This is a genomic window from Paenibacillus sp. ov031, from assembly GCF_900143165.1.
GTDB lineage: Bacteria > Bacillota > Bacilli > Paenibacillales > Paenibacillaceae > Paenibacillus > Paenibacillus marchantiae.
Genome location: NZ_FRDO01000006.1, coordinates 172,483 through 198,690, shown reverse-complemented (window position 1 = coordinate 198,690; position 26,208 = coordinate 172,483). Strand labels below are relative to the sequence as shown.

At 47.4% G+C, this 26,208-nt stretch carries 24 protein-coding genes; 5 read left to right on the top strand and 19 right to left on the bottom strand.

Annotated elements, in window-relative coordinates; genetic code table 11:
- Positions 1 to 6 precede the first annotated feature (6 nt).
- From BUA17_RS23050 to BUA17_RS23035, 4 genes are all read right to left on the bottom strand, one after another.
- Positions 7 to 885 carry a carbohydrate ABC transporter permease gene (locus BUA17_RS23050; protein WP_063567831.1) on the bottom strand — a complete coding sequence of 293 codons (879 nt, stop codon included), beginning with the start codon at positions 883 to 885 and terminating at the stop codon, positions 7 to 9.
- Between the two features lie 12 nt (positions 886 to 897).
- Positions 898 to 1,815: an ABC transporter permease gene (locus tag BUA17_RS23045; protein ID WP_063567852.1), complete on the bottom strand. Its 918-nt coding sequence runs from the start codon at positions 1,813 to 1,815 to the stop codon at positions 898 to 900.
- A 56-nt stretch (positions 1,816 to 1,871) separates the two neighbouring features.
- Complete coding sequence (locus BUA17_RS23040; RefSeq protein WP_063567830.1) at positions 1,872 to 2,081, bottom strand: tautomerase family protein; 210 nt, start codon at positions 2,079 to 2,081, stop codon at positions 1,872 to 1,874.
- 158 nt (positions 2,082 to 2,239) lie between these two features.
- Positions 2,240 to 3,148 carry an arginase family protein gene (locus BUA17_RS23035; protein WP_072735146.1) on the bottom strand — a complete coding sequence of 303 codons (909 nt, stop codon included), beginning with the start codon at positions 3,146 to 3,148 and terminating at the stop codon, positions 2,240 to 2,242.
- 91 nt (positions 3,149 to 3,239) lie between these two features.
- Here BUA17_RS23035 and BUA17_RS23030 point away from each other — a divergent pair, with 91 nt between their 5' ends.
- Positions 3,240 to 3,791: a CGNR zinc finger domain-containing protein gene (locus BUA17_RS23030; RefSeq protein WP_072735145.1), complete on the top strand. Its 552-nt coding sequence runs from the start codon at positions 3,240 to 3,242 to the stop codon at positions 3,789 to 3,791.
- Positions 3,792 to 4,099: 308 nt separating this feature from the next.
- Here BUA17_RS23030 and BUA17_RS23025 read toward each other — a convergent pair whose 3' ends face one another.
- Positions 4,100 to 4,501, bottom strand: a complete 402-nt coding sequence (locus BUA17_RS23025) for a hypothetical protein (RefSeq protein ID WP_072735144.1) — start codon at positions 4,499 to 4,501, stop codon at positions 4,100 to 4,102.
- Between the two features lie 295 nt (positions 4,502 to 4,796).
- Between BUA17_RS23025 and BUA17_RS23020 the strand changes: the two genes are divergently transcribed.
- Both BUA17_RS23020 and BUA17_RS23015 read left to right on the top strand, forming a co-directional pair.
- Positions 4,797 to 5,375: a TetR/AcrR family transcriptional regulator gene (locus BUA17_RS23020; protein WP_072735143.1), complete on the top strand. Its 579-nt coding sequence runs from the start codon at positions 4,797 to 4,799 to the stop codon at positions 5,373 to 5,375.
- 80 nt (positions 5,376 to 5,455) lie between these two features.
- Positions 5,456 to 7,642 (top strand): YhgE/Pip domain-containing protein, encoded by a 2,187-nt coding sequence (locus BUA17_RS23015; RefSeq protein WP_072735142.1) that lies wholly within the window; start codon positions 5,456 to 5,458, stop codon positions 7,640 to 7,642.
- A 125-nt stretch (positions 7,643 to 7,767) separates the two neighbouring features.
- Here the strand turns inward: BUA17_RS23015 and BUA17_RS23010 are convergent, their stop codons facing one another.
- The 7 genes from BUA17_RS23010 to BUA17_RS22980 all read right to left on the bottom strand — a co-directional run bounded on the left by BUA17_RS23010 (position 7,768) and on the right by BUA17_RS22980 (position 12,373).
- Positions 7,768 to 8,106: a DUF4190 domain-containing protein gene (locus BUA17_RS23010; RefSeq protein ID WP_063567824.1), complete on the bottom strand. Its 339-nt coding sequence runs from the start codon at positions 8,104 to 8,106 to the stop codon at positions 7,768 to 7,770.
- A 175-nt stretch (positions 8,107 to 8,281) separates the two neighbouring features.
- A complete protein-coding gene (locus BUA17_RS23005; protein WP_072735141.1) occupies positions 8,282 to 9,037 on the bottom strand; it encodes an amino acid ABC transporter ATP-binding protein in 756 nt (251 codons plus the stop codon).
- 62 nt (positions 9,038 to 9,099) lie between these two features.
- Positions 9,100 to 9,759 (bottom strand): amino acid ABC transporter permease, encoded by a 660-nt coding sequence (locus BUA17_RS23000; protein ID WP_072735140.1) that lies wholly within the window; start codon positions 9,757 to 9,759, stop codon positions 9,100 to 9,102.
- Positions 9,760 to 9,868: 109 nt separating this feature from the next.
- Positions 9,869 to 10,639, bottom strand: coding sequence for an amino acid ABC transporter substrate-binding protein (locus BUA17_RS22995; RefSeq protein ID WP_072735139.1), 771 nt, complete (start codon positions 10,637 to 10,639; stop codon positions 9,869 to 9,871).
- Positions 10,640 to 10,770: 131 nt separating this feature from the next.
- The gene (locus BUA17_RS22990) at positions 10,771 to 11,328 is read right to left on the bottom strand and encodes a DUF4825 domain-containing protein (RefSeq protein ID WP_072735138.1); all 558 of its coding nucleotides are present in this window, start codon (positions 11,326 to 11,328) and stop codon (positions 10,771 to 10,773) included.
- The gene (locus BUA17_RS22985) at positions 11,325 to 12,017 is read right to left on the bottom strand and encodes a permease prefix domain 1-containing protein (RefSeq protein WP_072735137.1); all 693 of its coding nucleotides are present in this window, start codon (positions 12,015 to 12,017) and stop codon (positions 11,325 to 11,327) included. Before BUA17_RS22985 ends, BUA17_RS22990 begins: the two co-directional genes overlap by 4 nt.
- On the bottom strand, positions 12,014 to 12,373 hold the full coding sequence (locus BUA17_RS22980) for a PadR family transcriptional regulator (protein WP_072735136.1): 360 nt from the start codon (positions 12,371 to 12,373) through the stop codon (positions 12,014 to 12,016). Before BUA17_RS22980 ends, BUA17_RS22985 begins: the two co-directional genes overlap by 4 nt.
- A 299-nt stretch (positions 12,374 to 12,672) precedes the next feature.
- On the opposite strand from BUA17_RS22980, the gene BUA17_RS22975 reads away from it, so the two are divergent.
- Positions 12,673 to 13,107, top strand: a complete 435-nt coding sequence (locus tag BUA17_RS22975; protein ID WP_072735135.1) for a hypothetical protein — start codon at positions 12,673 to 12,675, stop codon at positions 13,105 to 13,107.
- Between the two features lie 48 nt (positions 13,108 to 13,155).
- Here BUA17_RS22975 and BUA17_RS22970 read toward each other — a convergent pair whose 3' ends face one another.
- Positions 13,156 to 14,661, bottom strand: coding sequence for an alpha-glucosidase/alpha-galactosidase (locus BUA17_RS22970; protein ID WP_072735134.1), 1,506 nt, complete (start codon positions 14,659 to 14,661; stop codon positions 13,156 to 13,158).
- A gap of 232 nt (positions 14,662 to 14,893) precedes the next feature.
- Positions 14,894 to 15,853, bottom strand: a complete 960-nt coding sequence (locus tag BUA17_RS22965; protein WP_072735222.1) for an AraC family transcriptional regulator — start codon at positions 15,851 to 15,853, stop codon at positions 14,894 to 14,896.
- 231 nt (positions 15,854 to 16,084) lie between these two features.
- On the opposite strand from BUA17_RS22965, the gene BUA17_RS22960 reads away from it, so the two are divergent.
- The gene (locus BUA17_RS22960; RefSeq protein WP_072735133.1) at positions 16,085 to 16,687 is read left to right on the top strand and encodes a histidine phosphatase family protein; all 603 of its coding nucleotides are present in this window, start codon (positions 16,085 to 16,087) and stop codon (positions 16,685 to 16,687) included.
- A gap of 161 nt (positions 16,688 to 16,848) precedes the next feature.
- Here the strand turns inward: BUA17_RS22960 and BUA17_RS22955 are convergent, their stop codons facing one another.
- The 5 genes from BUA17_RS22955 to BUA17_RS22935 all read right to left on the bottom strand — a co-directional run bounded on the left by BUA17_RS22955 (position 16,849) and on the right by BUA17_RS22935 (position 26,061).
- Positions 16,849 to 19,191, bottom strand: a complete 2,343-nt coding sequence (locus BUA17_RS22955) for a rhamnogalacturonan lyase (RefSeq protein ID WP_072735221.1) — start codon at positions 19,189 to 19,191, stop codon at positions 16,849 to 16,851.
- A gap of 633 nt (positions 19,192 to 19,824) precedes the next feature.
- The gene (locus tag BUA17_RS22950) at positions 19,825 to 22,257 is read right to left on the bottom strand and encodes a glycoside hydrolase family 6 protein (RefSeq protein WP_072735132.1); all 2,433 of its coding nucleotides are present in this window, start codon (positions 22,255 to 22,257) and stop codon (positions 19,825 to 19,827) included.
- A 552-nt stretch (positions 22,258 to 22,809) separates the two neighbouring features.
- Positions 22,810 to 23,901 (bottom strand): efflux RND transporter periplasmic adaptor subunit, encoded by a 1,092-nt coding sequence (locus BUA17_RS22945; RefSeq protein WP_211754055.1) that lies wholly within the window; start codon positions 23,899 to 23,901, stop codon positions 22,810 to 22,812.
- Between the two features lie 94 nt (positions 23,902 to 23,995).
- Positions 23,996 to 25,360 (bottom strand): ABC transporter permease, encoded by a 1,365-nt coding sequence (locus tag BUA17_RS22940; protein ID WP_064640419.1) that lies wholly within the window; start codon positions 25,358 to 25,360, stop codon positions 23,996 to 23,998.
- The gene (locus BUA17_RS22935) at positions 25,357 to 26,061 is read right to left on the bottom strand and encodes an ABC transporter ATP-binding protein (protein ID WP_063565941.1); all 705 of its coding nucleotides are present in this window, start codon (positions 26,059 to 26,061) and stop codon (positions 25,357 to 25,359) included. Before BUA17_RS22935 ends, BUA17_RS22940 begins: the two co-directional genes overlap by 4 nt.
- Positions 26,062 to 26,208: the final 147 nt, after the last annotated feature.

Sequence of the window (26,208 nt, the reverse complement as noted above, 5' to 3'; positions counted from 1 at the left end):
ATGTACTTAAGATTTGACGGAGCCGACCATGATTCCTTTTACAAAATGCTTTTGCAGGAAAGGGTAGATGATAATAATCGGCAGGGTGGCGATGATGATGGTTGCCATTTTGATGCCTTCCGGCGATGTATGTGCAAGGGTACTGTAGACGGCAGAACCTGGATCTACGGAAATATCGTCACTCTCAAACAGCTTCTTGAGTGTTACCTGGATCGGCCACCAGGCCGGATCATTCAGATAATAAAGCGCGGTGGAATAGGCGTTCCAGTGGCCCACCGCATAGAAAATGCCGAGTGATGCCATGGCCGGTTTGGACAATGGAATGACGATACGCCAGATGATGCCGAATTCCCCACAGCCATCAATACGGGCAGCGTCGATCAGTTCACCCGGTAGCTGTGCGAAGAACGAGCGCATGACGAAAAAGTTAAAGGCATTAATCGCTCCTGGCACAATCAGAACCAGCGGGTTGTTGACCAGATGTAGTTCCTTCATCAAGATGAAGTTCGGAATGAGCGGCGCCGAGAACACAACGGTCACTAGGACAAACATGACAACCAGGGAGCGCCCCTTGTACTCTGGACGGGAAACGGGATACGCCAGCGATGCCGTTGCAGCGAGATTGACCAGCGTCCCGAACAACGTCACCCCAACCGATACCGCAAATGCCCGCCAGAACGAAGCATCGCCGAATACATATTCATAATTGATCCAGGTAAAAGCAACAGGCCAGAAGCTGACCTTTCCGCCCATGATCGCTTCCGAGCTGCTAAGAGATTGAGCCAGCACATTAATGAAAGGCAGAATCATCGTCAACGAGAGCAGCGTAAGAAAAACGAGATTTCCAATGCGGAATATACGGTAACGGACACTGGGGGTACGCATCTATCTCGCCTCCTAATACAGGCTTTCGCCGGTTGTTTTTTTGCTGAAGAAATTACCGAGTAGAACAAGCATCAAACCCACGACCGACTTGAACAATCCGATAGCCGTTGTATAGCTGTATTGCTGTGAGAGCAGGCCAGCTTTGTAAATATACGTATCGAGAATTTCTCCAGATTCCAGATTGAGCGGATTCAGGAATACGAACACACGCTCAAAGCCCAGATCAAGGAACTTTCCGATGTGCAGCAGTAGCAGGATCATAATCGTCGGCAGTAAGGATGGCAGGGTAATCGACCATATTTGCTTCAAACGTCCGGCTCCATCCACCTCTGCCGCCTCATACAGATCGGGATTAATTCCCGCAATGGCAGCCAGGAAAATAATCGTTCCGTAACCGGAGTCACGCCAGATCCCGGAACCGATCAGAATGGAACGAATGTACGAGTCTTCTCCAAGAAAGTAGATCGGTTGCATGCCCAGAAATCCAAGTGCCTTGTTCACCACCCCGGCATCCATCGAGAAAATACCCATGAAGATACCACTAATGACGACCCAGGACAGAAAGTGAGGCATGTAAACAATCGTTTGCAGCAAACGCTTAAACACAATCATCCGTACTTCATTCAGCAGAATGGCCAGTAAGATCGGAACCGGGAATGCAATCACCAGATCATATAGTCCGAGCAGAAGTGTGTTGTTGAGAATTCGTAAAAAGTCATAATGGCTGAACATCTTCTGGAAATGCTCCAGGCCTACCCAATCACTTCCGGTAATGCCTTTGAAAATGTTGTAGTTCTGAAAAGCAATGATCGAGCCGAACAGAGGCACATATTTGAAGAGGAAAAAATACAGGATGCCCGGTACGGAGAGCAGGTATAGTATCCGGTATCGCCACAGATAACGTCCCGCATCTCCGAGCCGAGTGCCCAGACCAGACGAGTTAAGTCTGGCTGTTCCTCGGCTTGGCGGCGTGATGTCCGCCGGCTTCACGTCTTCTCCCCTCCTTGCTTCTGTGATTGCATGGCTTTCAAATTATCAGGAACGTTCTCGTCCCATGGGATTTCATTGAATTCAACGGAAATATAATCCGGCTCACGGTCGATAATACGAGATAGCTCGCGTGTGAACACCTCCACGATCTCCTGCTTTTGCTCATCCGTCCTGCCTTCATACAGCCTGATCGTAATTTCTGGCATCCGAGTTAAGCTCCCTTCACCATATAATGTAAACGCTTCAACAACTTCATCTTAGCGTTCCTGTGAGAGAGCAACAATGGACTGTCTTTTCGTTCACTTGTGTTTTCTTTAGGTGGGGATGATGGTGAGAGGGCTAATAACTAATATTTCGGATGGGCTTACTCTTTGCCTTGCAGCACTTTAATAAGCAGATTGCAAAATTTTCGAGAAACCTCTTGAGTAAAGTCTAAATCGGGGTCCAAAATAGCTACCGTCATCCCTATAATTAGATTGGAAGCCAAAATCGTCTGGAGTATGTGCTCCAGTTCATGCCAGGTAAGACCATTGGATTCCGGGCAATCCACACAAGGCATAATCGAAGCATCCAGCACATCTGCATCCAGATGAAGCCAATAACCTTCAACTTCATTGGTTCGGTTCATATAGTTCTGTATTAACGTTGTCGTCTTCTCTAGCCCCTCCCGCCTGATCTGTTCTGCACTGCAAAAAGAAATACCAGCTATTGTGGCTTCCTCTATAATGTCCTGTTCAGGATCAGATTCTCGGTAACCTATCGAAAGAACGTGTTTTGGTTGAATATAAGGAGCTCGTCCCTCTAAATTGGTAAGAAACTTTGTCCCCGTTCCAGTAACGATTGCCAGATCCATTCCGCCAACAACAGCCTGTTTTCTGTTCCCCTGATGATAATAATCCGGATGAGCATCGATATGAATTAATCCATATGTCCCCTTCCGCGAGAGGGCAAGAGCGCTCCCCACCAGGACACTGCAATCCCCACCCAATACCAATGAAAAATCGTCATCTTCTATTACCTTTTGGACCACATTAGCTAAATTAACGGAGTAAGTAGCCACTTGTCGGCCATTTAATGTTCCTTCATCGAAAACTTCTTCGATAGGATGCTCAGGCTTGGATATTCGTTGAGTAACTTTCGCATCAATAGCTGAATGCAAGCCCAACTGCTCAAGTGTATCTGGAAGCTTGTCACATCCTCTTTCACGTCCATCTGGATGTTTGCGGAGCCCCAGATTCGTAGGTGCATGTATAATTTGAATGGTTTTGTTCACCGATTTCTATCTCCTCACTTGACTTTATGTAAGTACTAAAACATAATTTAAGCATTACTATATAATGAAAAATGTAAGGAGTCAAACTAATATGAAGTCTTACAACGAAACATGGTTTTCTTTCACATTTGAACTAATCAACACCTATGATCCCTTTTACGAAGAACCCGAAAGAATCGGTAGCGTGGCTCTACTCACAGAACTTCTGAGTAAACATGGGTTGCTTTCAACCAAGTTACCTGCCTCGAAAGATTTAATAGCTGTACATTCTTATCGCGATACGTTTCGTGATCTTATTCGAACGGCAACGGACGAAGAACTCTCTCTTTTCCTAAACACACATCTCTTACGTGCCCCAATCCAATCCAGCATATCTACAACTACGGATGGGCAATTCTTGTTTGTATATGATCAACCGGAAGGAAAAGGATATTCGTTGAGCAATTCACTGCTTTCCATCTGCTCATTGGTATTAGGGATGGAATTAACCGAATACGGTAGATCACGCCTTAAAGCGTGTGCTTCTGCACCTTGCGAGGAAATATTTATGGATCATTCCAAAAACGGGCTGCAACGCTTCTGTAGTAAACGTTGCTCCACCCGATATCATGTCAAAAAACACAGACAGCTCGGCCATCTGTGAAGTAGTTATTGGTTTATGAAATTTTCTTTTAACTGTTATAAGACCTTCTGCTCGCTCTCCGTATGGAGGGCGAACAGATAATGAGTTAATACGCGGCCTTCATTGTGAAAATCGACAAGCGTTATCCTTGCGCTATGAGTCATACATAAAACTAAATCTATGCAATTTCAAAAGGCAATTTGGAAGTTAATCTCTAATCAATAAAAGTCATTTTTTATCGTCAAAACCTACAAATCCAAGTGTAACTCAACCACGTTATTTATTCTATTTAAAAACCTTATTCAACCTAGACAAACATGATATTTCAACTACGTATGACTTACAGTACAGTTTAATAATACTCTTACTGCTTGGGTGTTTCTCCCACTCCTTCCGTAATACATCGCCAGTTCATAGCAGAATTTTAGATAATATGAGGCATCAGTATCTGAAATGTTCTTCCAGTCAATGATCTGTATATTTTCTTCAAATAAACTTTCATATTCTTTTATTGGTAACCCACTTAATCGGTTTGCTTCAAGTAGCGTTAAGAGCCCAGTAATCAACTCTTCCTTACTTTGCAGAATAAATGATACATATTCATCTAAAACCTCTGTTTTGCCTTCCAATAAATTTAATACCATCAAATTAATTTTAGAGATCTCTGCATAATATTTAACTTCATCTATCGATTCTTCATCTGTGATTCTTAACCATTTAGCTGATAACATAGTTTAAAATAAGATGCATTTCAGTTATCGGCATTTCCCCCTAGATCTTATCCTTCTCTGAAACAAAAAAAGTCTTACTTATCAAAAACTCGTTTTTTTTCGTTAGCACCTGTCTGAATACATACTAGCTTCACTTAATCCCCCTCAAAAGCTTTTATCCAACATTATGATAAACATCACTTCCTCCCTCCCCATTCAATGGTACATTTGTTTACGACCAATTGACCAAATAAGTAATCCGGTCAACTCTGAGTTGTCTTTTATCATTGCATATGATTAGGAGGTGTTAGCTGCCATGAAAACCATCGATCGAAGGCAGCAGGTCATTGACTCTGCTGAGAAATCGTTCGCGTTGTTTGGATACAAAGCCACCACAATGGAGCAAGTTGCGAGACTGGCCAATGTGGGCAAAGGTACGATCTATACTTTTTTCGAGAATAAGGAAGAACTGTTCGGAGAGATCCTCCACTCGATCATTACTGATATGAAGCGGATTACAGAGCAAACTGTGCAGGACGACAAACCATTTCTTGAGAACGTACACCAGAGCATGGACGCTTTGCTGGAGTATAGAGAGGAACATGAGCTGTTAATCAAGCTGTTTCAGGAGGTGAACGAGTTCGGCACGCCTCAGGCGAAGGAAGGTTTGCAGAAAGTAGAGACCGCGATTCTCGAATATTTGGAACGCCAAGTTCAGCGCGCCATGGAACTAGAGCAGATTCGTGAAGACGATCCCAGACTGGTCTCTTTTGTCCTGCTGAAGCTGTATGTTACCTTAACTTCCGATTGGAACAAAGCGCATCCTTCGCTGCATAAGGATCAGATCAAGGATTTCGTGGGCCTCTTTCTCAAAAGTGGACTATCCCCTTCATAAAGAAAGATGTGAATATGAATCCTTTATCGATTAGAGATAGATATAGTAACCGAGTAGCGTAATGATGGGGAGAGAACATGATGAAATCATTCACTGTATTTGGGCAGGATTTGAAATCCGCCTTCAAGAAACCAAAAGTATTTATTCCGATTCTCGTGGTGCTGTTCATTCCGGTACTGTATAGCGGTCTGTTCCTCAATGCGTTCTGGGACCCTTACGGCAAAATGAATGAACTGCCTGTTGCCGTGGTCAACACGGATCAGGGGGCAACCTACAATTACAAATCGCTGGAAGTCGGACAGAATCTGGTCGATGAATTGAAAAAAAGTGATGACTTCAACTGGCAATTTGTGACCCGAGAAGAAGCCGAGCAAGGCATGGAAGACAACACATATTACATGACGATTGTTATTCCGGGGGATTTTTCCGAGAAAGCAACCACTCTGATGGATGACCATCCACAACCGGCAGAGCTGATCTATGAACCCAATGAAGGATACAACTTCCTTGCGGGTCAGATTGGCGGGACAGCGGTCAAACAGATCAAATCCAAAGTCTCTGCGAAAGTGACGGAATCATATACGGAAACCCTGCTGGATCAGGTAGAGAAAATCTCTAGCGGTTTGGCAGATGCCGGAGACGGCGCAGGTCAGATCAACGAGGGTGCGGTTAAGCTGGATGAAGGTGCCTCCAAGCTGAAAGAGAACCTATCCAAACTGGCCGATGGAACCAACAAACTAGAAACAGGCATTACCCCGTTAAAAGAAGGCACGTACACCTTAGCTCAGGGTATTGATGAGCTTCATACAGGAGCCAGCTCCCTTTCCAATGGTTTGTCCCAATTGGCGGCAGCAGGTACGAAGCTTGGTGACGGAGCAGCACAGGCTGAAGCTGGCGGCAAAAAGTTACAGGTTGGGATTCAATCTGCTCAGGAAGGAGTCGCAAAATTGGATGCTGGACTGGCAGCAACTGAGGAGGGCAGTGCCAAGCTGACCGCTGGATTGCAGGCTTCAGTCGGAGGCAGTGGCAAAGTAAGTGAAGGTGCCAAGGCCGTTGCGCAAGGTCTTGCTCAATTAGCTGAAGCCAGTCCAGAGTTAGCTGCTAACCCGGCTGTACAACAGTTGCTCGCAGCAAGCCAGGCTGTTGCCGCTGGTAGTGAACAGGTATATCAAGGTGGACAGCAATTGCTTGAAGGCAGCCAAAACCTGCAAGCTGCTCAACATCAGCTGCATCAAGGCAGCAGCCAGTTAGTACAGGGTGAGCAGCAGCTTATAGAAGGAGCAACACAATTGTCCGCTGGACAGGTGCAGCTTGCGACTGGCCTCCAGCAGTTCAACTCCAAGTTGTCTGAAGCTGCCGCTGGCGGAGCCAAACTTTCAGAGGGTTCGAGTCAATTAAACGCAGGTGCAGGGAAACTGGTTGATGGGTTGAACCAACTTTCAGACGGAATCACCACCATTGCAGACGGTTCCCGCAAGCTGGATGATGGCGCTGGAGATTTAAAAGAAGGTACCTCCAAATTGACCGACGGCTCTGGTGAGCTTGCCACCAAACTGAATGATGCCGCCGATCAAACGGGTAGTGTGAAAAAGACGGATGAACTCGTAACGATGTACGCAGAGCCCGTTCAGGTGGATGAACATAAACATAATGAAGTGCCCAACTATGGTACAGGATTCTCACCATACTTCCTGTCATTGGGACTGTTTGTCGGGGCGTTGATTGCAACGCTGGTTGTATCAACACGCAGCAGCTCGGTTACCGATGCGAGTGGCTGGAATCGTTTTGTGAGCAGAACGCTGGCTTTCACGATCATGAGTGCCGTGCAATCCCTACTCGCTTCCTGGCTTGTCTTGTCCGGCTTGGGTCTGGAAGTTCAAAGCGTGCCTTTGTTCCTTTTATTCAGTTTCGTTACCAGCCTGACCTTCATGTATATCATTCAGGCTCTGGTTACTTGGTTGGAGAATCCCGGCCGCTTCCTGGCGATTCTCATGTTAATCTTCCAACTCACCACCAGTGCAGGTACATTCCCGTTGGAGCTCATTCCGAACTGGCTGAAAGGATTCAATCCATGGCTGCCAATGACCTATTCGGTAACCGGGTATAAAGCTGTTATTTCGAGTGGACAGTTCGGTGTGGCATGGGATCAGATCGGAATTCTGTGCATCTTTGCGGTGATTGGCCTGGCAGCTACCTTTACCTATTTCATAATGCATCGCACGAATGAGGTAGAAGAAGTAAATAGTGAGGCAGTTCTTCACGTGTAGGATGGAAATAAAAAGCAAGGCATGTTGTACGCAACGCCCTCGCCTCAATAACAGCGGGTGTTTGCTTATACACGGCCTTGCTTTTTTAGTAAAGAGGCAATTTTTTATCCACTATCCTTATCATTCTAATATGTAGATATATCGGTGCTAACGTAGAAGAAGGCGGCAGCCAGGATGAACAAAATGATAATTGCATAAATCGCCGTGCCGATGATGCCACAGACGAGACCAGCAATAGCGAGTCCTCTTCCTTGTTCCATACGAAGCTTGATTTCTTTAAGAGAAATAGATGCAAATACGATAGCAACAATACCTATCAGAAATCCCAAGTATGGAATTATCACTGACAAAATCCCCAAGACAAGAGCTGCGATAGACTTGCTATTGGTTTTTGGTACTACATAAGGTGGTGGCGGAAGCGGATCGCTATAATAACGATCCACATCATTGTGACGTTGATCCAAAGGTAAATCCTCCCTGTTTATTAAGTAGTCTTATTATACTTGATTAACTGGAAAAACATGCTCCATTATTTGTAAATATTCCGATTTTATTAAAAAAATCCGGATTCATCGTCGACTTTCGTCGATCTAACGAATCCGGATCTCGTTAAATCCATATCTTAACTCGTCTTAACCTCTACCCTTCCACTTCCACCCGCTGCAAAAACGTACGCGTGCGCTCCAGCTTGGCATTACCGAAGATCTGCTCCGGCGGTCCCGCCTCGGCGATTTCTCCGTTATCCATGAAGAAGACACGATCCGCAACATCGCGGGCAAAGCTCATCTCATGGGTGACGATCATCATCGTCATATTCTCCTGTGCCAGCTGCTTGATGACGCGCAGCACTTCTCCGGTCAGCTCGGGATCGAGTGCCGAGGTCGGCTCGTCGAACAGCAGAATGTCGGGCTGCATCATTAGTGCGCGGGCAATCGCTACGCGCTGTTTCTGTCCACCGGACAGGTTGGCGGGATACGCATCCGCCTTGTCGGAGAGCCCTACTTTACCGAGCAACTCCAGACTTCGCTGCCGGATGATCGCTGAGCTTTCTTTTTTCAACGTCTTCGGTGCCAGTTCCAGATTCGCCTGTACCGTCAGATGCGGAAACAGGTTGAAATGCTGAAAGACCATGCCCATGCGATCCGTAATCTTCCGAATATCCGCGGCACCTGCATACGATCCGTTCTCAGCCAGCGCCTGGCCTTGGATACGAATGGTGCCACCCGAAATATCCTCAAGATGAATCAGGCTGCGCAGCATCGTACTTTTACCCGAACCCGAAGGCCCGATTACGGCAATGACCTCACCCGGCTCCACGTTGAACGTTACCTGCTTCAGCACATCAAGTGTGCCGAATGATTTTCTTAATTGATTCACTTCTATAATATGTGTCATATGCAGACAGTCCTTTAATTGATGAGATTAGATAACTTTATATACTTCTGTTCCGTGCGCGTTTACTCAAATGTATAACGTTTCTCCAGTGCCTTGAAGAACAAGGTAAGTACCATGGTCATCAGCAAATACATAATAGCTGCTATAACAAACGGCATCAATTTAAAATCCCGGTTTACTGCGGCCTGTGCGTAATGAAGCAGCTCAGGTACAGCAACAGCGTACAACAATGCCGTATCTTTAATAAGGCTTATGGATTCATTTGCAGTGGCAGGTAATGCTACCCGAAACATCTGCGGGATGATGACTTTCGTCATCGTCTGCCATTTGCTTAGGCCCAGTACCTGTGCGGCTTCATGTTGTCCTTTATCAATCGAGAGCAATCCACCTCTGAAAATCTCGGCAAAATAGGCACCATAATTCAAAATAAAAGCTAGTGCTGCCGCCGTGAAACGGTCAAATACAAGATACTCCCCTACGCCTGGAAGCAGCGGCAGACCGAAGCAAAAGAACAACAGCTGAAGCATCAGCGGCGTTCCTCGCATCACATATACGTACGTATGAGCGATCCATGCCAACGGCTTGAATCGGCTTTTCATCAATAAGGTTACTCCAAATCCAAGTGGTACAGACACTATAATAGCCAGCAAAAATAAAAAGATCGTGGTCTGTGCCCCTTCAAGCATGGGCTTCATGATGCCCAATAAATACTCCCAGCTCATCGCAATCGGCTCCTCTAATCTGTTAACCCCGCATTCCGCAGGAGACTTGCTCCTTTTTGGAATCCGGGGTCATGTTGTTTACTACATATGTCAGGCAAGTGGCCTGATCCTATTTCAAAACTTCATCTTCACCAAACCATTTGGTGGAAATCTCGGCTGCTGTGCCATCGGCATTCAGCTCATCCAACGCTTTTTGCAACTGATTCAGCAGTTCTTCATTGCCTTTTTTCACACCAATGCCGTATTGTTCCGGAGCAAGGGATTCATCCAGCAGTTTGAACGTTCCCTCTTCCTTGGACATGTAATATCTCGCGACCACTTCGTCGATGATGACAGCATCCAAACGTTTCGTCTTGAGATCGGTTAGCGCCAGTACGTTGTCCGGGAATTCGGAAGCATTCACTTTATCCTTGAGAGGACTTGCCGCGAGTGCATCTGCCGCAGAGGACAGCGCCTGCAATCCTACATTTTTGCCATCCAGTTCATCCAACTTCGTAATCGGTGAGTCCGCGAGTGTAACTGCAACCTGGCTGTTCTCTAGATACGGCTTCGTGAACAGCACTTTATCTTTCCGTTCATCCGTAATCGTGTACCCGTTCCAGATCAGGTCGATTCGGCCGCTGTTCAGCTCCGATTCTTTGGAAGACCAATCAATGGGTTGGAACGTAATTTCTTTCCCCATTTTCTCCCCTGCCGCTCTGGCATAATCAATATCAAAACCAACAATTTCATTCTTGTCATCCCGGAAGCCCATTGGAGCAAATTTATCATCTATCCCCACAATAATGGCATGTTCATCTTTGCTTCCCGAGCTGGAACACCCCGCAACAACAATCATGCATATGCTGATCAATAATAGAAATATCGCTTGTTTTCTCATCTCTCTAACCCCTCCATGTCTATAACCAAAACCCAAACACTTTAGTTCGTTACCACGTTATCAGAGTCTTATAATAACATAGCATAAGAGAAGAGTCGAGCCTCTTACCTTTTCCTTATCTTTGAACCAGCTTAATTGTCAACAATTTGTGAAAAAGCTGCTTTCACTTGCATGGGCTCTACCAGCTTCTTACGCACCGATATATCCCACTCCTCAGGTTCCTGAAGGGTTTTCAGTTCCGTTCCGGCCCATTGCTGGGCGGCTTCACGGCTCAAAGTATATTGAACATCCTCAAATGAATAAAGCACATGCTCCAAATTATCAATCCATACAAAATTGGCAGCAGCATTATATACAAGTATTCGTTCCAACTCTTCGGGCTTCATCTCGCTGGTATTCATCCTGTAATTAATCTGAGCCGTAAATGTCTCTGGAACCAACTGATACCCATTCAATTGGCCGTTTAGAGGCAAGGCTTGATTCAAATGGCTGAGATTAGAGAAGTCTCCCATATAAGCACTGCGATATTTCGCTAATGCCGCAAAATCATGGGTCAACGGATCTTGCTGCTCTGCTTCATACTGCGACTGCTTCGCCTCTATTCTCGGATTAACGACGCCCTCAACCACAATAACACCAAAGATACCGAGCATGACCAATGCAATAATCCATTTATTCTTTCCCGTCATATGACATCGCCTGCCTCATACTTGCTCACGATCCGATACGCCCTCTGCACGATCAAAGGAATAATAATACTTAATAAAGGTATGGCAAAAGCAATTGCGATTACCGTAAATTGATAGGGTCCCTCTACCTGAATCGGTCGACTATACCAGATGTTGCTTCCAAATCGCAGCGCCGCCTGTGTACCCCATAACACAACGATGAGCCCTGCCCATAACCACCACACTCTGCGCGTCCATTGTAAGAACACAGGTGTACGAATAACGGCAGTGTCCTCTGGATCAGTCGAAGTATTTTTATTTTTCATCATGTAAAATACATACGCTCCACCAACGATCACACTCATGATCATAAGCAAATTGTTAATGGTTGCGCCCTGGACCATGACTCTCATTGGAATGGTAATGATCCAGGCGATAAGACTATAGATCAAGGCAGACTGCAACACCGCAGTCCAATAAGGAACGCGATGCACCCTGCGATGATCACTCATGATCTGCTCCATGCCAGCCACATGTTGTATGGCAGTCTGAAAACCCTGCTCCTCGTCCATACCCTGCTCCATATAATCTTCAATTCGTGCAGCGAGATTACTGTGAATCTCTTCTTTTAACTCCTGATTGGCCAATGTATCCTGCGCATCATTGAACAGACGATTCACATAGCGGGTAATGCGAGCTTCCAATGTCATATCCCTTCATCTCCCTTTTCCCCGGAAATAATCATGCAGTCAATCAATGTTTTGGCTGCGTGCCAAGCGTGAACTTGCTGGGTATAAGCTTCCTGCCCCTGCGTTGTAATTCGGTAATATTTGCGTCGTCCTCCCTGGCTCTCTTCCCCCCAGTAGGATTCCACATATCCGCTCTTCTCCAGCCTTTTCAGACTGGAATAGAGTGTCGGTTCCTTTAATTCAAACCGGTCTCCACTCTTGCGATAAATTTCCTTAATAATGCTATAGCCGTAGTTATCCTTCGGTATAAGTACACTCAGAATAATGGGGTCAATGTTGCCTCGAATGAGGTCACTGTTAATCGCTTGTTCATCCATCTGCCAGATTCACCGACTTTCTTCAATCCTGGGTATACTATAAGACATATTACTATGTCTGTAAAGGTAATATGTATCGCATGGTACATATGCGTGGCAATGAGCAACATTCTTCTCTTTTTCTTCGTCTGGAAGATATTAGGGAGGTGGCTAAAATAAATTTTTTCATTACTATAAGAATATTGGCTTCACTCGTGTTCCTTACAACTTTGCTGATATTATCCGGCTGTAATCCTACTCCAATTAACGGCACAAACGAACCTCCCTCTCTCCCATCGCCAGATACAAAGGAAGCTGAATTGGGTTCACTAGAGGAGAACGCTAAGGAACCTGGACCTAACTTACCTAAGAAACTGCCTACGCCAACTATCCAGAGCGAAAGCGGCATCTCTATTCCAGCTGTACAGGGCAGTTATTGCTGGGGAGGTATGTGTGCTGACTATGCAGGTGATGTGGAATTGCTGGAAGGTAAAGTACCTGTCTCGGTGTTGGTGGGCGAGAACATATCTATTAACTTGAATACGGATGTACCGCCTAACGAATTCACTCTGGTTGAATATGTGAACGGGGAGGCACGTCCCATCTCTTTCCGAGAAGGATCATTCCAGTTTGCACAGGAAAAAGGTACTCATTATTATGGAGCCTTTGTCGGCTGGTCTTCCCCAAAAAATTCGCAGGTTTCCTTGGGTGATACCTCTTTTGCCTTTGTAATCCGTGGTGTCGAAAAAAAATAGAACCAAACAAGACCCCTCCAATTTTGGAGAGGCCCTACTCATTTTTATCTATTGCTGCACTTTCTCCCGATCTTTCCCTTTATCCGATTCACCCGCATTTTTGTTGGCAGCGTCGCGATCCTGCTGCATCTCCTCAACGGTTTTCACTTTGAGACGTGCAGCACCTTCATATTCCTTCGTAGGAATCAGGTTGCCTGCAGCAAGTCTTGCTTCTGCCGCAGCAATGGCGTCACCATATTGAGGCAACCATTCGGCTTGAGCGACCAGCATCTCGTCAACCATTTGCCAGATTTCTTTTGGATTACATACCGCACCTACGAGTGGGTCCATCATGAACGCTTGACGCAATAGTTTGTCGTCACCATGTACCGCAGCTTCAACCGCAAGCCGTTGTACGGAAATGCTTACGTTACACACGGCAGCCGGGCCGAGTGGCAGGTCGCCTACATACGGCATCGAAATGCCGTTGCGATCCACATATCCCGGTGCTTCAATGATCGCATCATCAGGTAGATTGGAGATCACACCGTTATTGACGGTATTGAAGTGTCCGCGGTATACGCGTCCCGTCTCCAATCCTTCTATAATGTAGGAACCATGTTCTCCGCCTCGTTTTTCCGGGGCAAATTGCATCGGCTCATCCTTCATCCAGTTCGGGAAATCAGTCTCAAACCAATTTCTGCCCTCTGTACACACACGCAAATACCCACCTGTCTCGCCGTTAATCCAGTTGCCCAGATCAATCCATTCCTTGATCTCTTCTGGACGTTTGCGGTACCAAGGCACATATTCGCTAAGGTGACCATTCGATTCCGTGCTGTAATAACCAAATCGGCGCAACATATCAATCCGCACTTTCTCGGTACGGCTATACTCTGGATGTTTCTCGAAGGCTTCGAGCAAATCACCCGTAAGGTCTTTACCTTCATGGGATGCCTTGATGTACCAGGTTTGATGATTAATTCCGGCACATACGATATCCACTTCATTCATTTTCAGTCCAAATGCTTCCGCAATTTGGTGATGCCCATGCTGTACCCCGTGACATAGTCCAATCGTGCGAACACCGCCATACTTGTTGCAGGCCCAGGTCAACATAGCCATTGGATTGGAATAATTGAGGAGCAGCACATCCGGTGCGCTTTGCTCACGAATATCCTTACAGATGTCGAGCATCTCAGCAATTCCGCGCTGGCCGTACATAATCCCACCTGCACACAACGTATCGCCGACACATTGATCTACCCCATATTTGAGCGGAATATCCACATCGGTTGCAAAAGCTTCCAACCCGCCCACTCGGATTGTACACAGTACATACTTCGCGTCCTTGAGCGCTTCTCTCCGGTCCGTTGTCGGCTGAATCTGAATATTCAGTCCATTCTCGCGGATATCGCGCTGACACAGCTCGGTGACCATGTCCAGATTGTGCTGATTGATATCACAGAACGCAATCTCAATATTGTTGAATTCCGGTACCGCGAGCAAATCCCGCAGCAACCCCCGCGTAAATCCGATACTGCCTGCCCCGATAAATGCCACTTTAAACGACATGCACAGTTCCTCCCGTAATCCGAAACGATTGGCTTCGGTTAATGACTTCATTCAGTAACACTTGCAATTGAATTGAAGTTGCCTGATGAAATCATTGTAACAACGGTACATAAGGAAGCGTTATCAAAATCATGACCAGTTCACGAAGTAGCTGTCAAAAATCCTCACTTTTGTGTCCGAAGATCATTCAGCCTATCCTGCTCAGATAAAAACAGAGTACCTATTCCCCCTATTATTCCAGTGGATAATGACTGACATGTCGCTCCATCGAGGAACGGAATTCAACCGGAGTTCGGCCTGTATATTTCTTGAACAACATATGAAAATACTGTCTGCTCCCCACGCCAACGTAATCGGAAATTTCGGAGATTGGAATATCGGTCTGTTGCAGCAGCATCTTCGCCTTTTCCATTCGGAGCATCGTGAGATAGTCGGTAGGCGTGCGCTGCGTGTGCTGGCGAAAAATACGGTGCAAATAGCCTGGATGCAGATTCACTGCTGCTGCGATATCCTTCATTTGAATATTACGATCCATATTGTGATGCATGAATTCAATCGTACGTTTCACGTACAGCTCCGTCTGATCCAACGCACTTCGGTTGAATTCCCCGCGCAGTCTTGCGACCCGAACCAGCAGTTGGATAAACAACGTGCGTACCAGCGTACCTTGCTCAGGCGACTTCAGATCACGGGCTTCGCGATGATGCGAGCGTTCCTCCGGCGGAATAATCCGAATAGGTGCAGAAGATCGACCCTGCTCCATCAGTCCACGCTGATCCAGCTCCAGCACTAGGCTTTTCATAATGTGGTACACCTCTTCCGGGTCAGGCAAAACCACATAAGGCGTGGCTTGTGCTAGAAAAGCATGGACTTCCTCCTCTTCCAGTGCGAGCTGGCGAATGGAAGGCTGGCCTGGCTGCGATCTGGCAACTCCAAATTCCACATTGAGCATGCGGCACGGGACGCCATCCTCTACCAGCAGACGGTGTGGAACCCCCGCGTCCAGCAGAATGAACTGCCCTTTTTTCAATACTGCCTGTTCCGAGCTGCCATCCGGCATCTGTACATCGACCCGGCACATTCCCGAAATAATGTACATGATCTCCGTGGAATCATGATCGTGATAGGACATCTGGTAGTTGTCCCATTGCTTGTAATAATACGCGTAGAAACGCGGTCCATAGTCCTCCATGCGCAGTTTCTCCTGAAACAGACTGCCTGTCCAATGTTTTGCTTCCAATGCCTGCACCTCCGTTGCTGCAACGATCCTCACTTTTCTCCATTGTAGCAAGTCTCGGCGATGTATTTCACCATGTAATTGAAAAATCATTGCGATTATAAATTAGATAAACATATAATTAGTTATAAATCTAATCAATTTTATTTTATCTAATCTAATCTATAACGAGGAGGTAGTGAGACTATGAAAACTACATTTTTTCTGGTGAGGCATGCATTAAAAGAAAAGCGCATCGGTGATGTTCCCATCACATCCGAGGGAGTTGTACAAGCTAAGTCGACAGCACATCAATTGGCTAACGTACCTGTCACCAAAATCATTGCAAGCCCACTTCAAAGAGCGATCAACACTGCGGCGCATATTGCTCTCCAAACAAACGTTACAGTGATGGAAGACCAGCGTCTGCGTGAACGCGCCAACTGGGGGGACCTGCCTGAACAAACATTTGAAGAATTCATCGCCATGTGGGACAGATGCACAAGTGATCCAGACTACCTCCCACCTGTGGGTGATTCCTCTAAGCAGGCAGGCCAACGTTTGGCCTTTTTCCTAACGGAATTGACGAATGTAGAGCCACCAGATAGCCATATCGTTATCGTTACTCATGGCGGGTTAATTACGGATTTTCTAGTAAACACATTCCCAGAGCTTGAACTTAACGTCTGGCATCCTAATTTTATCGCCATGCAAAGTCAACTGATTCCCGAATGCTCCATCACCACATTGATTCATGAAAACGGAAAGTACACCATTCAAGATTTTGCATCCGTAGCACATTTGAAATGATGATGTCGTTTGTTGTTTCGGTTTGACCATATCAAAAAAACTCCGGGTAACCTCCCGTACGCCTAAACGCACTGAGGGTACTCCAGAGCTTCACTTTAATACAATAGTAAACACTTCCTATAAAGAAATAATACTTTTGAAAACCTATCGCCTATTACTTCTCACTTTTCACCCTTACCCGACTTGGGCGTGTCGAACTTCGGCAGCGTAACCTTCGACCAGTCGATATCCGATGCCATGTAGAAGGATGGGTAGGACGGCTGATTGTATCCACTGTTCTGCCCGGCAATGCCGACACGATACATGGCGTCATGCATCAGCGTGTATAGTTTGCGATCGGTCTTCTCGGTGCTCAGGTAGATGCGGATCGCCGAGCTGTCCTCAGTTCTCACCAGCATCTCTTCCCGCCAATCCCCGAAGATATCCGCAACGAGAGATGGCGTACCCTTGGTATAATTGTTAGTCAACGTTCCGGTTGCGGTCAGCAGCGTGCCTCGATTCCAATCTTTAATCGTAGGTGTAACATCGATGGCACCGTCCACGATCTGAGTTGTCATATCGGCGGCCCATCGTATATTCATATTCGTGCCCGGGGCTTTATCGCTTATTTTCTCTCCGCTGGCTGTCCACAATCCTACAGCCCATGTCTCCAACCCGCGACGAGTCGGGTCTACATCACCGATCATGCCACGTCCGGTATCTTTGCCTGTGTATCCGCCATAGATCACTTCCCCAGTCTTCGCATCCCGCAGGGAATATCCGTATGGCGCCCAAGGACCGCCCTCATGCACCATGAAGATTTCCAGTCCCGGACGATCGGGATCGATATCCGCTACATGAAGCGCATCCCCATGGCCCAGACGTGCAATCGTTCCCGGAGCAGCACTCTCCGCAGGCATCAGGTCCTTGGAGCTGTACAGCACACTGCCATCATGATCAATCGTGGCTGAGCCGTACACAATCTCCTGTTTACCGTCTCCATCCACATCAGCAACACTGAAATAGTGCGCACCTTGCGTTGTAATGGAGCCATACTCTGGATCAGTACCGTCCACTCCATGCGGACCGTCATTGAACGGGTTCTTCATTGGCGTCCAGCCACTGTCCACTTTCCATTCACGCTTGAGCTTTTTGCCATCCCAGTTGTAGGCGACCATGGTCGAACGTGTGTAGTACCCGCGTGCAAAGATCGCAGACGGTTTCTTTCCATCTAGATATGCCACGCCTGCCAGGAAACGATCTACCCGGTTCGCTGGTTCAATACGCGCCATTGCATAATCGCCCCACATCAACCCATCGTCCTGCCGTCCCGGCTCATAAGGAATGGTCTCCAGCTCTTTGCCCGACTCTCCTTCGAACACCGTTACATACTCAGGTCCATCGACGATAAAACCTTCGAACTTGCGCAGCTCATTCTTGTCACTGCGGCTTGGTGCATACACATCAATGAAGTAATCTGCCAAGCTCTCAGCATCCTTCTGAGACAATGGATAACTATACTTTTTCTCAATCCCAAAAGCTTCCTCCAACGTAGCAGGCCAGTTGCCCTTCACGACCTCTTCATGTTTATGCCAGTTTTTGAACATATCCACGACATGATCATAGTAGCCATCTGCACTTAAACGGTAATCATCTTCGTTGGAGTATCCTGCCTTACGATCCTGCTTCGGAAGGGTGATGTATTTTTCGGAAGTGACCTTTCCTTTTTTGTTATATTTGATGATCTTGGTTCCCGGTGCAGTCTTGAACATCATCTCAGCCTTGCCATCCCCGTCAAAATCATAAACGAGCATCTGTGTATAATGAGCACCCGAACGGATGTTAACCCCGAGATCGATCCGATACAACAATTGTCCGTCCAGCGTGTAGCAATCCACGTACGTTTTACCGGTGTAGCCTTTTTGCGAGACATCCTTGGAGTTAGAAGGGTCCCATTTTACAAAAAACTCATACTGACCGTCCCCGTCCACATCGCCCACACTCATGTCATTCGCAGAATACGAGTAGGCTTCCCCCACTGGCGTCACACCATCGGCCGGTTTTTGCAAAGGGATATCGACGTAGCCGTTCGCCCAAGGTTTGACGGATGCACTGTGTTTACTCTCCTTGCCCTTCTTGCTTACCGCTGCCACTTCATAACGGGACGACGATTTGCCTGCGGCATCAACATAGTTGGTGCTGTCGGTGACCGTAGCAATCTTCTTGCCATCCCGATATACGTTGAAATCCGTGCCTGTCAGACCTTTATCGCTATAACCTGTGGCCTCGTCACCAAGCAACCTCCAACTGAGAAAAACACCCTCGGAAGTAGACGCCGCAACCAGACCGCGATCAAGATACTCAAGCTGAATTTCTTTCAAAGAACTCCCTCCCTTGTGTGACTGCACGCTGGCCTCTGCCGCGCTGTTCTCACTGGAAGCTGCTGCTCCGCTCGCACCCGCTGTTCCCGCAACGAGCAAAGCAACGCTTAGTGCCGAAGACAGCATTTTGGCTGCAAGTGGCATACGCACCTTCCTGCGATTGGAGTGCATACCTGAAACCGATCCTTTATGTATCGGCGCTAATGTTTTGGATTTCATCGACCTTCACTCTCCTTGAGACAGAATGGGTGATGCTTATGGCTGTGCTTGGATCGTTGCGACATCCGTCAATCCATACAGACGTTCATATCCTTCAAATTTTACTGAATGCGCTTACAAAAATATAAATGAATAGCTCTCCTGAACAGACTTCTTTGACTCCGTCCCCCTTCCATTCCCTCTCCATTAGAGCAGCTTCATCCTGCCCATCGGGTATTATTATAGACATCCCACCTGCTGTGACATAGGCAAATATCCGTCCAAAACGATCAATATTCAGTGTTGTTCAGGACTCTATCGAAACGAGCACACCTTATTCCGAAGATTAGCGGCAATAGAAAAACTAACGAACTCCGGTACGTTATCTGGTAAAAACCATCGGAAAACAGAGTGAACACAGGGCGAAAACCTGGTAATAACGTGTATACGATTCGTTAAAACACTGCACTAGCTCCATTACACGAAATAAGACGCACTCCATTCGTTAAAATTGAAAAAAGGGACGTTCCCCAGTCATGTTCATGACTGGGAAACGCCCCTTTTTTGTATTCGCTCCTTTTAAGGCTCAATGCCCCAGACCAGGGTACCGCCTTTGTAGAGGGTCACCTTGTTCCAGTCCTGATAGGATGTTTTGGTTGGATCGTAGGAATAATCATTGGTTTCATCTAAGTTGCTCCAGTCCGTTTTGTACATGCGGAGCTGGATATCTCCGGATTGTCCACCTGCCTGGATCGCGCCTGCTCCAGAAGTGAAGCTCAGCTCCACATAGGAATCAGTGAACGTACGCTGGATGTTGGCTCCGCCAACCTGAGCGTAATCGATAGCAGAGTCCATCGCTACGGTACCTTCTTTGGAGAAGTAATAACGGATTTTCAGATCACTCAGATTTACAGCCGTGTTACCTACGTTTTTGATGTTGAAATACGGTTTGATTTGGTTATCTGCCGCGTTGGTATCTCCCGCACGATATTGCAGAACCAGGTCACTGGTCGGAACAACTACACTTTGCGGTGTTGCAGAAGCTGCGGCAGAATTGACACTTTCCCCGGCAGCGTTCACGGCACTAACCACATAATGATAGGTCGTTCCATTGGTCAGACCCGTATTGGTGTAGGATGTGCCGCTCACATTGGCAGCAACCGTAGTGAATGGACCCGATGCACTCAACGCCCGTTTCACGTTATAACCTGTCGCTCCTGCCGAAGCCGCCCAGGTCAAGCTGATTTGAGCATTGCCTGCCGTAGCTGTCAGCGCTGTTGGTGTAGCAGGGGCAGTCACACCTGCTACTGGTACCGCACTTTTTACAGCCGAATTCACACTCTCACCCGCAGCATTCACGGCACTAACCACATAATAGTAGGTTGTACCATTGATCAGACCTGTGTTGGCATACGATGTGCCTGTCACGCCCGCAGCAACCGTAGTGAATGGACCCGACGCACTCAACGCCCGTTTCACGTTATAACTAGTCGCACCTGTAGAGGCTGTCCAGCTCAGGGAAACCTGTGCGTTGCCTGCTGTCGCAGACAGTGTTGCCGGAGCTGCTGGAGCTGTCGTTCCACCCCCTCCACCATTGCTGGCTGGAAGAACAGGGAATGAGTTTTGCACCAGCATGACGAATTGGTCATGGAACCAGTGACCCGACACTGGTGCGTTAGGCAGTGCACCCGTCAATACACCATCACGAGTTGTAAAGGTTGGATCACACATCCGGTCGAAGCCTTTTCCTTCGTTGTTCGGAATTTCCGAGCTGGAGCCATCAGACTCCCCTGGAGGTTTGACCCATACATAGGCATCCAGATGGGCTGGTCCTGGTGCTGCTTTAGGAGCTTCACCTATGCCTGCTCCACTGTTATTACACCAGTTCCCCCGGTGATCGCGCTTATCCACACGCCCGGAGTTCACGTACGTGTTAATATCACTGCCTGTGGCAGACGTTGGACGATTCACCCCGCCCCATCCATTACGGCTGGTATCAATGAGGAAGCCCGTGCTGGCCGGCCAGCCAGCTTGTACAAATCCGCTATACAGTGCCGCAGTGAAATCGGTTTCGTCAAAGTAAGGGTTCCACTCATAAAACTTGGAAGACTTGATCGGTTGTCCGCCAATATTCAGATCCGGATTAGGCAGATTCGGTTCATTCAGCGGTGTGCTGTTCGCTGTGTTCGTAATGAAGCCATCGGCGCTATTCAGACCTGCTGCTGTTCCTTGGACAACACTGGTATACAGCGAAATTGCGCCTGTACGGTTGTTATCCCAACCAAGCCAGCCGGAGTGACCAATATCCAGGTAGTTGTACACATTCGGAATGGCATGCAGCTTTTCCAAGGCGTATTTCACGCCAGCTTCATAGATTCCTGTTGAACTCGCCTGGGCACAAGCTGGTGTACTGAGATTGGTTACCAGATTGGGCAGACTGTCCGGCTCGATGATAGCGATGATGCGAATGTCCTGATACTTGGGCTTTGCAAAAATATCGGCAATTACATTGATATAATCATTTTTATAAGTCTGCAGTGCCGCCTGTGTTAGTGGAAGTTCACCATTGGATGCAAGGGCATGACAATCCCGCCCAGGTAAGTTGTAGATAACGAATGAAGCGGTAATTGGAGTACCTGACTTCTTTTGTGCCAAGGCGGCATCCAGATGCTGCTCCACACTTTTGCGTCCAGCATTGTCTGTTCCACCATTAATGGCGGCAATACGGTCGATCCAGACTGCCGTTGGATAGGATTTCACCGTTTCCATCTTGGCTTTTAACGCTGCATCACTGGTGAGAGCAATGGACGTATCCACGAGAGCGGAATAATCCTGGTTTAAATACGACGTAGCTCCGACAAACGGATTATCCACATGCGCTTCAGCCGCCTGACTCACTCCTGGAGCCATGCCCGGGAAAATGCCCGCCGCGAGCAGCGTTGCTGCCAGCATTTGTTTTACACTTCTGCGAAGCACCTTTCCGCCTTTCGATAAGGTTTTCGATTTTGTCATTAGGGTTCCACCTTTCTTGTACTTGGATTGGGTATATACTCATGTCTGATCCTCTGTGTCGGCAAGATGCTATGCACGGTAGAGAACGTATGGATGAGCTGTAGGAACTTCACCTCCATGAATGTAGTTCAATTGGGACAAGCTAGGTCAACAACAATAAGGTGTGAAACAAGAAACAGAAATGGTGTCTTACACTGAGGTTAAGGGACAAAGCAAGGGGGATAACATCTGTAGGTGTGTGCGGGTGATCTTTGGTGAACGGCTTTCAAGGCATTGCTCTGACTTAATTAAAGTAAGCGCTTACTTTTAGAGGTTTTAAAAAAAAGGCTTACCCTCGATACAAACCTCACATCGCGTGTCCACCTCCTTATGAATCGATTATACTCCATGTAAATATTACTGTAAATTGAATTTATTAAAATTTATTATATTTAATTCCATAAATCAGGCAGGAATTCCGAGATGTGCCTCCCCAAGCCATAAAAAAGGCTCATTACGGGCTTATCCCCCCGTAATGAGCTAATTGACATAGCATATTCTCATGCTATTTTTTTATGGAAGCACAACAATATCTCCTGGTTTCAAGCCGTTCAATACTTCAGTCTTGTCATCTGTCTCGATGCCTGTTTGAATCGTCTGCTGTGCATATTGCCCGTTGCCCTGATCCAGCATCACATATGCCGTATCCTGATCTCGCATGACCGCCAGCGTGGGAACGACCGTCGCTTTCTCCTTGCGCAGCGTTTCAATCTTGCCCTCCAGACTTAATCCACCGATCAGCTTGGCGTTTGGCTTCAAATCAATGACAATATCGAATTGGGAAGGCTGTTTCAGATCTGTTTCCGTTCCCTTTTTGGCAAACTTGGAGATTTTGATGACCTTTCCGGTTAACGGAACCTCCTTGTTTCCCGTCATATGTACACTTACAGGCATGCCTGTTTGGATTTTGAATAGCTCCTGCTCGCTAATGGCCGCCACAAATTGTAATTTGCCTGTGTCCACAATGGTACCCACATACTGACCTTCGCTCACCATACGTGTCTTGGTCTCCGTATCGTTCATCAGAAACACACCGGATACAGGCGCGTACACGGTGGATAAACCCATGACCGCTTTCTTGGCCTGAACCTCCTGCTCCTTTACGGCGATGGATTCCTTGTTCATTTCGTTGCTCAGTCGTTTTGTTTCCCGCTCGGCGAAGGCTTTCTTCCGTTCTTCTTCAGTAACCCCCAATTGCTCGGGACCCTCTCCCTGAGTAAGACCAATCTCATTCAATTGAGCTTCCAGCCTCGATTTCTCAATATCGGTCTCCAACTGCTGCACTTCCGTCTGCAATGCTTTCGAATCAAGCGAGAACATGACGGCTCCCTTGTGAATGGGCTCCCCATTCTCCACATTCCACTGCTTTATCTTCGAGGCAAAAGGAGCGTACACATCCGTCTGTTTGGCATAAGCCGACTTGCCTTTGACCTGAATTTCCTGCGTGATCGTCTCCTGTGTGACTCCAAATGTAATGGGCTGCGGAGCCTCGATGGGCGCTTCGGGTACCGGTTTATATTGCTGGTACAGAAAATATCCAGCGCCTGCGAGCAGTCCGATCATGATGATTCTCTTTATCCATTTGCCTATTGCCGAATTCTTCATTGCCGTATGTCCCTTCATTGAATCTGTCTGGTGATTTCCGTCTGTTAAATCCTTAAATCCCTAAACTGTGCTTTCCTGTATCTCTGCTTTATATTTATGCGGATTTAATTACCTGCAACGCATTTGTACGCGAGGCGCTAATCGCCGGATAGATTCCCGAGAGTACTCCGGTCAACACCGCAAACGCTATACCAGCAGGCAGGGCCGACGTCTCAATAACCACTTGGAGAGGTGTGCTTGCTTCCATCGAGATTTGTCCTTGGAGTAGTCCATTTACCCCCTGAATGGCTCCGTAAGCGATGAAGACACCAACAATGCCGCCCAACACTCCAAGTACAGCAGCTTCAGTAATGAACATCTGCCTGATCTGCCACAGATTGGCTCCCAGCACCTTCATGACGCCAATCTGTTTGCGGCGCTGATGTGTGGACATGATCATCGCAACGATAATGGATAGAGAAGCCAGCAGCATAACGAATATCCCTATGCCCATAGCGGCCTTTTGGTACATGCCAAGCTGTTCCTTCATCGCCTGCTCCTGATACAGATTGCTGTCTGTCATCAGCGTCAGCTTCTGAATCTGCTCCTGCACCTGTGCCACATACTTTTTGTCCTCTACCTTCACGAGCGCCGAGTTCAACCGTCCTGCTGCTGCGGCCTGTGCCTGACTGCTCTGGAACTGTTCAGCGAGCATCCGGGCGGTTTCGAGGGAAACATAGACCTTTTTGTCATACATGGCATTGTTCTCACTCATGCCGCCAGGCACCTTCAGTACACCCGTCACTCGCAAAGGGGAGCTTGTTTTGGCTTTGGATGAATCATTCATGTCCTGATATTTCAGGTTAAACTGGGCCTGAAACAATTCGGTTTGGGTAGACATCAACGCCATGTATTGCTGTAGAAACTCATCATTAAACGAATCCTCCATGAGCTTGTTGTTCAGTTCGCGGATCACCTCGGCGTCCACAAGTCCGAAGGTTGCACCGTAATTCACAATAGCGGCTCCGCTAATCCCTGATGCCCCGCCTTTGTCAAAACGGTAGCCGAAACGGCTCAATGATCCAAGCTCTGTACCGATAACTTCCACATTGGAGCTTTTGCCATCCAATGTAGCCATCTCCAGCATATCCAGCTTCAGCATCGGAGCAACGGCGACGACATGCGGAAGGCTAGCAATAATATCGATTTTTCGAGCCGTCAGCGCTCCTCGTTCGAAGGTGGACGTCTGCCCATTGCTTCCGCTCGAACCGATTCCCTCATTGGGGGATACTGTAATCTCATCCATTTTGTAATTCTCGTTTAACGTTTTCTCACCATAGACCTGTACCGACTGCCCCACGCTTAACGCGATAATCATGGCCGCACAGCCGATGGACAGGCCAATCATGCACAGAAGAGTAACCACCTTTCTGCGCACAATCTGTCCCCATGACATTCGCAACACATCCAGAACTCTCACAACCGCTCTCCTTGCTCTACTGCCTTGGACTGGCCGCTCTCCACCAAGCATCCGTCCTGCAATGTAATGACAACCTGCATCTGCTCCGCCACTTCAGCCTCATGCGTGACAATAACGAATGTTGTATGCATCTCCCGATTCAGCTGTTGCAAAATGGAAATGATCTCTTCCTCCGTTCGGGTATCCAGGTTCCCGGTAGGCTCGTCCGCGAATATGACGGACGGCTCCGTAATCAGTGAACGCGCAATGCTGACGCGCTGCTGCTGCCCTCCTGATAGCTGGGAAGGGAATAATTCGGACTTGCCGACAAGGCCAACCTGTTCCAGCAGGTGCATCGCCTTTTGCTTACGCCGTGATGGGCGAATGCCCTGAAACACGAGCGGCAGCTCCACATTTTCCCGAATTGTCAGGTTCGCCAGCAGCTCATACGCCTGAAAAATAAAGCCAATATGTGTCCGGCGGAATTCCGCCAGTCGGTTCTCACTCATACGCACAATATCCTGATCTGCAATAAGGATCTTGCCTGTGTCCGGCTTCATCAGACCTGCCATCAGATGCAATAACGTCGATTTGCCTGAACCGGAGCTTCCCAGCAGTGCAACCATCTCACCCTTACCCACGGATATGTTAATGTCCTGCAATACGGGAACAATCCCTTGTGCATTGCGGAACGTGTGTGATACCTGTTCAACTCGCAGCATGAATCCGGCTTCCTCTCATCGATGTAATAGAGGTAATTATAGCCATCAGATGTATCGGTCCAATCTGGACTTGTATCCAATTTGTAAAATCAGCCTTTTACACCATTGGATCGAATGGCCTTCTTTGGATTTATGCAACATGTTCAA

Excerpts from the sequence above, each read along its gene's own strand:
- BUA17_RS22990 (WP_072735138.1), bottom strand. The coding sequence starts at position 11,328 with ATGACGGGAAAGAATAAATGGATTATTGCATTGGTCATGCTCGGTATC.
- BUA17_RS22960 (WP_072735133.1), top strand. The coding sequence starts at position 16,085 with ATGAAAACTACATTTTTTCTGGTGAGGCATGCATTAAAAGAAAAGCGC.
- BUA17_RS22935 (WP_063565941.1), bottom strand. The coding sequence starts at position 26,061 with ATGCTGCGAGTTGAACAGGTATCACACACGTTCCGCAATGCACAAGGG.
- BUA17_RS23025 (WP_072735144.1), bottom strand. The coding sequence starts at position 4,501 with ATGTTATCAGCTAAATGGTTAAGAATCACAGATGAAGAATCGATAGAT.
- BUA17_RS22980 (WP_072735136.1), bottom strand. The coding sequence starts at position 12,373 with ATGGATGAACAAGCGATTAACAGTGACCTCATTCGAGGCAACATTGAC.
- BUA17_RS23020 (WP_072735143.1), top strand. The coding sequence starts at position 4,797 with ATGAAAACCATCGATCGAAGGCAGCAGGTCATTGACTCTGCTGAGAAA.
- BUA17_RS22985 (WP_072735137.1), bottom strand. The coding sequence starts at position 12,017 with ATGACATTGGAAGCTCGCATTACCCGCTATGTGAATCGTCTGTTCAAT.
- BUA17_RS22970 (WP_072735134.1), bottom strand. The coding sequence starts at position 14,661 with ATGTCGTTTAAAGTGGCATTTATCGGGGCAGGCAGTATCGGATTTACG.
- BUA17_RS22950 (WP_072735132.1), bottom strand. The coding sequence starts at position 22,257 with ATGACAAAATCGAAAACCTTATCGAAAGGCGGAAAGGTGCTTCGCAGA.
- BUA17_RS23030 (WP_072735145.1), top strand. The coding sequence starts at position 3,240 with ATGAAGTCTTACAACGAAACATGGTTTTCTTTCACATTTGAACTAATC.
- BUA17_RS22995 (WP_072735139.1), bottom strand. The coding sequence starts at position 10,639 with ATGAGAAAACAAGCGATATTTCTATTATTGATCAGCATATGCATGATT.
- BUA17_RS23050 (WP_063567831.1), bottom strand. The coding sequence starts at position 885 with ATGCGTACCCCCAGTGTCCGTTACCGTATATTCCGCATTGGAAATCTC.
- BUA17_RS22955 (WP_072735221.1), bottom strand. The coding sequence starts at position 19,191 with ATGCCACTTGCAGCCAAAATGCTGTCTTCGGCACTAAGCGTTGCTTTG.
- BUA17_RS23015 (WP_072735142.1), top strand. The coding sequence starts at position 5,456 with ATGAAATCATTCACTGTATTTGGGCAGGATTTGAAATCCGCCTTCAAG.
- BUA17_RS23040 (WP_063567830.1), bottom strand. The coding sequence starts at position 2,081 with ATGCCAGAAATTACGATCAGGCTGTATGAAGGCAGGACGGATGAGCAA.
- BUA17_RS23000 (WP_072735140.1), bottom strand. The coding sequence starts at position 9,759 with ATGAGCTGGGAGTATTTATTGGGCATCATGAAGCCCATGCTTGAAGGG.
- BUA17_RS23005 (WP_072735141.1), bottom strand. The coding sequence starts at position 9,037 with ATGACACATATTATAGAAGTGAATCAATTAAGAAAATCATTCGGCACA.
- BUA17_RS22945 (WP_211754055.1), bottom strand. The coding sequence starts at position 23,901 with ATGAAGAATTCGGCAATAGGCAAATGGATAAAGAGAATCATCATGATC.
- BUA17_RS22965 (WP_072735222.1), bottom strand. The coding sequence starts at position 15,853 with ATGGAGGACTATGGACCGCGTTTCTACGCGTATTATTACAAGCAATGG.